General features: G+C 56.5%; 6 protein-coding genes. 2 read left to right on the top strand and 4 right to left on the bottom strand.

Translation table 11 applies throughout. The features are described 5' to 3' along the window. Window positions 1-188, top strand: a 188-nt coding sequence (locus BLW01_RS18595; RefSeq protein WP_217635520.1) for a hypothetical protein, incomplete at its 5' end; no start/stop codon positions are given. A 104-nt stretch (window positions 189-292) separates the two neighbouring features. On the opposite strand, the gene prpD is transcribed toward BLW01_RS18595, so the two are convergent. Genes prpD through BLW01_RS10040 form a run of 4 tightly spaced genes read right to left on the bottom strand, consistent with a single transcriptional unit; the run spans window position 293 to window position 4619 of the window. Next, window positions 293-1777, bottom strand: a complete 1485-nt coding sequence (gene prpD / locus BLW01_RS10055) for a 2-methylcitrate dehydratase (protein ID WP_092569366.1) — start codon at window positions 1775-1777, stop codon at window positions 293-295. Window positions 1778-1822: 45 nt separating this feature from the next. After that, complete coding sequence (prpC, locus tag BLW01_RS10050; RefSeq protein ID WP_092569365.1) at window positions 1823-2950, bottom strand: bifunctional 2-methylcitrate synthase/citrate synthase; 1128 nt, start codon at window positions 2948-2950, stop codon at window positions 1823-1825. A gap of 57 nt (window positions 2951-3007) precedes the next feature. Next, window positions 3008-3895, bottom strand: a complete 888-nt coding sequence (gene prpB / locus BLW01_RS10045) for a methylisocitrate lyase (RefSeq protein WP_092569364.1) — start codon at window positions 3893-3895, stop codon at window positions 3008-3010. A gap of 16 nt (window positions 3896-3911) precedes the next feature. Further along, window positions 3912-4619, bottom strand: a complete 708-nt coding sequence (locus BLW01_RS10040) for a GntR family transcriptional regulator (protein WP_092569363.1) — start codon at window positions 4617-4619, stop codon at window positions 3912-3914. Between the two features lie 249 nt (window positions 4620-4868). On the opposite strand from BLW01_RS10040, the gene pabB reads away from it, so the two are divergent. Next, on the top strand, window positions 4869-6236 hold the full coding sequence (pabB, locus tag BLW01_RS10035) for an aminodeoxychorismate synthase component I (protein ID WP_092569362.1): 1368 nt from the start codon (window positions 4869-4871) through the stop codon (window positions 6234-6236). Window positions 6237-6324: the final 88 nt, after the last annotated feature.

Raw genomic sequence — 6324 nt, 5'->3', positions numbered from 1 at the left:
CATCCCGCCGGGCCGTGCCTCAGCAGGGAAGGCGTATTCTACCGGATTCCACCAACCTGTCAATCCCGATAACGCCCCATGATCCGAAAATAACCAGCAAAACAACCACTTCGGACCACCACACCACCGGCAACGCCTGCGCCTCGCCGGCAGCGGATGCGTACTATAAACCGAAGCCTGACATGTGACAAGACCCGAAACCAAAAATATAGTCCATCCACGTCAGACACGCCACAACGCTCGCCGGAAACGTGCCTGGATAGCCACCTCAAAACCGCGTCACGATGCGCTTTCAGGCCATCCACATATCAACGAAACGATTGACCGGAGTCGCTTCCAGAGCCACCTGGTCCTTGCATAGCGCAAAGATAGCCTCGCAACGCTGGGGGACAAAGCGGGTAGCCAGGTTGGCCTTGAATTTTTCTTCCAGCAACGGAATCCCTTCTTCGCGTCGACGGCGATGGCCGATCGGATACTCCACTGCCACCTGGTCGGTCTTGCTACCATCCTTGAAAAAGACCTGGATAGCATTCGCTATAGAACGTTTGTCGGCTTCCAGGTATTCACGGGTATAACGCTCATCCTCGACGACTTCCATTTTATCGCGTAGTTCATCAATAACCGGATTGGCCGCGTGGAAATCATCTTCATAATGCTCGGCGACCAGATACCCGAAGGCCAGGGGAACCGCCGCCATGTACTGGAGGCAATGATCACGATCGGCGGGATTGGCCAGCTTGCCGACTTTGGAGATGATGCGGATCGCCGACTCATGCGTGGTAATGACAATCCGGTCGATCTCGTCGAGCCGACCCTTGACCTGCGGATGCAGTTTGACAGCAGCTTCGCATGCGGTCTGGGCATGAAACTCGGCCGGGAACGAAATCTTGAACAGTACATTCTCCATCACGTAGGTGCCATAGTCCTGGCTGAACGAGAACCTGCGTTGGCCTTCCGGCTTGACCTGCTGATCCTTGTTCGTTTTGGAAAAGAGAACGTCATAGAACCCCCATTGTGGTGCAGAAAGCACCCCGGGAACCCCCATCTCACCGCGCATCGCTATATCAGCCAACCGCACCCCTCGAGATGTGGCATCACCCGCCGCCCACGATTTGCGGGACCCTGCATTGGGGGCATGCCGATACGTTCGCAGACTCTGGCCATCGACCCAGGCGTGGGACAATGCAGCCAGTAACTGCTCACGGCTCGCCCCCATGAGCTTGGCGGCCACTGCCGTCGAAGCCACTTTGACCAGAACCACATGGTCCAGCCCCACTCGATTGAAGGAGTTTTCCAGCGCGATGACGCCCTGTATCTCATGAGCCATGATCATGGCTTCCAGGACATCACGCATGGTCAGGGGGGGCTCACCATACGACAGGCGCTTTTGCGACAGATGATCCGCCATCGCCAGTATGCCCCCCAGATTATCGGAAGGATGCCCCCACTCGGCAGCCAACCAAGTGTCATTGTAGTCCAGCCAGCGGATGATACAGCCAATGTCCCAAGCTGCCTTGACCGGATCGAGCCGAAAGGAGGTACCGGGTACCCGAGCCCCATTGGGGACCACCGTGCCCTCGACCAGCGGTCCCAGATGCTTGGTGCATTCAGGAAAACGAAGTGCCAACAAGCCGCAGCCCAGGGTATCCATCAAACAATTGCGGGCCGTGTCCAGCGCTTCCTGACTGTCAATGCGATACTCGAGGACATAATCCGCAATCCGCTGCAACTCGATGTCGTATTCCGGACGTTCATTCAAATCAACATTGGTGCTCATGCAACTTCCCTTGAATCCAGGCGAAAAAGCTCGTGGCAGACAACCTTATTGTCGATGCTCTATCGGTAGCCAGGCTTGATGCTCGGGACCGACATAATCTGCACTAGGACGGATGATACGATTGCCTTCACGCTGTTCGAAAACGTGTGCACACCAACCGGTCACACGCGAGCACACAAAAATCGGTGTAAATAGTTTGGTCGGAATCCCCATGAAGTGATAGGCACTGGCATGGAAAAAGTCAGCGTTACAGAACAGGCGCTTCTCCCGCCACATGACTGCTTCGCATCGCTCTGATACGGGGTATAGACGCGTATCCCCAACATCCTCGGCCAAGCGTGCAGACCAGCGCTTTATGATGGCATTGCGGGGGTCGGAGTCGCGATAGATGGCATGGCCAAACCCCATGATTTTTTCTTTACGTTCGAGCATGCCAAGCAGTTCACGCTCCGCCTCATCCGGCGTCCGCCAGTTCTCGATCATCGCCATAGCCGCTTCATTGGCACCGCCATGCAACGGACCGCGCAGCGTACCGATGGCCCCGGTTACACACGAATGGATATCCGACAGCGTCGACGCACAGACACGAGCATTGAAAGTGGACGCATTGAACTCATGTTCCGCATACAGGATCAATGACACGTTCATCACGCCGGCATGCAGTTCAGAAGGAGGAGCGTCGTGAAGCAGACGCAGAAAATGGCCGCCAACTGACTCGTCGTCCGTGTCGGTTTCAATACGAACACCGTCATGGGAGTACCGGTACCAATAACAAATGATGGAAGGCAGCGCCGCCAGCAAACGGTCCGCACGGTCCTGTTGCTGACCGAAACTCTCCTCCGTTTCCAGATCGCCCAGCATGGAAGCCCCGGTACGCATGACATCCATGGGATGAGAATCGGCCGGTATCTGCTCCAGCACGGCCTTGAGAGGCGCCGGTAACCAACGCAACCGCTTGAGTTTCGTTACGTAGGCATCCAACTCCTGTCGTGTCGGCAACTTTCCCTTGAGCAGTAGATACGCCACTTCTTCGAACCGGGCATGTTCTGCCAGATCATGGATATCATAGCCGCGATACGTCAGTCCCGAACCGCTTTTACCAACAGTGCAGAGAGCCGTACTTCCTGCGCTCTGCCCTCGCAACCCTGTGCTTACCGGTGTTTTCTCAGCCATGACGTGACTCCTAGCGACAACAGACAGTGATGATGGTTAGCGGCTTGCAACCACGCGTTATTGGTTCCTTTCAGAAGCGAAAAGAGCATCGAGCTTACGTTCGTATTCGTGGTAATCGAGGATGTCGTAAAGCTCATCACGGGTCTGCATCATATCAACGACGTCGCGCTGGTGACCCTGCTGATGAATGCTTTGATAGACAGCCATCGCAGCCGCATTCATGGCGCGGAATGCGGATAATGGATACAGCACCAGACGACACCCCGCCTCGGCGAGTTCGTGTTGCGAGAACAGCGGTGTCGCTCCGAACTCGGTAATATTGGCCAGAACGGGGGCCGTGACACCGTCGCAAAAGGCACGATAGTCATCCAGAGAGTGCACCGCTTCTGCGAAGATCGCATCCGCACCCGCTTCGATGCAGGCATTGGCCCTGTCTATCGCGGATTCCAGTCCTTCTTTTTGGAACGCATCGGTACGCGCGATCAGGAAGAAATCAGGATCCAGTTTGGCGTCCGACGCCGCTTTGATGCGGTCTACCATCTCCTGTCTGGACACAATGGCCTTGTTGGGACGATGACCACACCGTTTCTGTGCCACCTGATCTTCAAGATGAACTGCGGCCACCTCTGCGCGCTGCATCTCCTTGATCGTGCGAGCGATATTGAAGGCGCCACCCCATCCGGTATCGATATCCACCAATAAGGGCAGTTCACAGGCGCCGGTAATTCGGCGGGCATCCTCCACGACATCGTTCATGGTCGTCATGCCCAGATCAGGCAGACCAAACGACGCATTGGCCACACCACCACCGGATAAATAGATTGCGGGATGGCCGACCTGCTGTGCCATGAGTGCCGTATAAGCATTGATGGTACCGACGATCGGCAGCGGATGGTGGCGCTCGAGAGCGTCACGGAATCGCGCTCCAGGCGTACTTCGAGTCATGACTTTACTCCTGATATCAACCAGTGGCAGGTTGCGAAGCTTCCTCTTCCAGCACTGCCGCATAACGCTCGGCAACCGTCGCACGTGACGCACTGATATGGCGCCGCATCAACAGCTCGGCCAGTTCGGCATCTCCCGATTCAATCGCATCGACGATTCGATGGTGCTCAACAAACGCTCTTTGCGGACGATTACCGCTGGCTGTGAACTGGGTGCGATACAATCTCACCAAGTAATAGAGATCGTCGCAGAGAATCGTCATCAACATGCGATTGTGGCTGCCCTGGACGATGCAATAATGGAAGTCCAGATCCCCTTCACGCTGGTAATACGCCTCACCTCGCGCCAGGTCGGCCTGCCCCTCATGAAATGCCAGTACTTCACGAAGTTTTGCGACTTCATCAGGTGACATGTTCTCTGCAGCAAGGCGTGCAGCCATGCTTTCCAGCGCCTCACGCACATCGAACAGCTCAAGCAGTTCCTTCATCGACAACTTGACCACACGCGCCCCTACGTGGGGAACCCGTTCAATCAAGCGATGGACCTCCAAGCGACGCATTGCCTCGCGCAATGGACCGCGAGAGATACCATAGGCTTTCGACAGGCCCGGCTCGGTTATCTTGCTGCCCGGGGCCAGTTCACCTCTGACGATCGCGTCTTGAAGCTGGTTGAACACGCGCTCGGCAAGTGTGCGAACTTCCACGGCATCGGTTTCAGAATTCATATATTGTCGACAATCTAAAGTTTGGAGAACGTTATCCTAGCGCTTCATCGCAGGTCAAGCCGCGATATCTGCGCGCTCTTTCCCCTGCCGGACCACTCAATGTCAGTGCCACTGCACGGCTTGTCAACAATCCATCAGACCAAGGAATAATGCAACCTGGTAATATTGCGGATAGCCGGCCCATGCATCGATGCGACAAATGGCACTGCGATACCCTAGAATGGACCGCTCATTGGAAAGAAGCCGAGCATGACGTCACCGACACTAGACATCGTTGCACTGCCCTACCGTCGCCATCCTCTGGGCTACTTCGAAGCGCTGCGCCACCGACGTGGCGCGGTACTACTGGACAGTGGCAAGCCGGAAAGTCCCGGAGGGCGGTACGATATCTTGAGTTGCGATCCATTGGCACTGCTCGAGATCGACAACCACGGCCATTTGCAATGCTCCCCTTCTCGACCGCTACCGGATGACCCTTTCAAGGCCCAGCAGGCCATGCTCGACAGCCTTGGCGAAATAGATGTCGATAGCGACCTCCCTTTCCTGGGAGGATTGATCGGCTATTGGAGCTACGACCTGAGCCGTCATCTGGAACCGCTGCCCAACCACGCCAAGGATGCCACTCATCTCCCCCGATGCCGAGTCGGCCTCTATGACTGGGCGCTTATCCAGGACCATCAGCAGCAGCGAAGCTGGCTGGTTGCCTCCTCTGAACGCCGCCGGCAGGTCATGGCATGGCTGGACGAACCCTCTTCATCCACGACGCCTTTTCGCATCACGGCACCTTTCGTGGCTGAAATGGATGCACAAGACTACGGTGAACGTTTTCGAGCGGTCCAGCGCTACATCCATTCCGGTGACTGCTATCAGATCAACCTGGCACAGCGTTTCAGTGCGCCCTACGAAGGCGACCTGTGGCAGGCCTACCGCCGCTTGCGCGCTGCCACGCCAACGCCTTTCTCCGGCTTCATGGCCTGGGCGGATCAAGGCATTCTCTCCCTCTCCCCCGAGCGGTTCCTTCAAGCACGTGGCGGTAGTGTCGAAGCGCGCCCCATCAAGGGCACTCGCCCCCGCGGGCAGACCCCAGGAGATGACAAACGGCTTGCCGATGAACTGGTACACAGTGACAAGGATCGCGCCGAAAATGTCATGATCGTCGACCTACTTCGCAATGACCTGGGTCGTGTGTGCCGTCCCGGCAGCGTTCAAGTCCCCCAGCTATGTGGGTTGGAAAGTTACGCCAATGTCCACCACCTGGTCAGTGTGATCCAGGGTGAGCTGGACACGTCCTACCTTCCCCTGGACCTGCTGGCAGCTGCATTCCCCGGGGGCTCGATCACAGGTGCCCCGAAAGTGCGGGCCATGCAGATCATCGATGAGCTCGAACCAAGCCGGCGCAGCGTATATTGCGGCAGCCTGGGGTATATCGATCGGCGTGGTCATATGGACACCTCCATTGCCATTCGAACTGCCGTGGCGGAAGGCGGACACTTGCACTTATGGGGAGGTGGCGGACTGGTCGCCGATTCCGACGAAACGGCCGAATACCATGAGACGCTGGACAAGATCAGTCACTTGCTAACAGCATTGGATGCTACCTGCAATGTCTCTCATTGACCCCAGCCTCTCGATCGCCCCGTCTCGGACCAATGTCCAGCGGTATTGCATGTATGGAGTAACTCATATCGTTCTAAGAAACTGGTCA

The sequence above is a fragment of the Aidingimonas halophila genome, assembly GCF_900106955.1.
GTDB lineage: Bacteria > Pseudomonadota > Gammaproteobacteria > Pseudomonadales > Halomonadaceae > Aidingimonas > Aidingimonas halophila.
The sequence above is the reverse complement of the archived record's forward strand: the minus strand, read 5'-3'. Positions and strand labels throughout refer to the sequence as shown.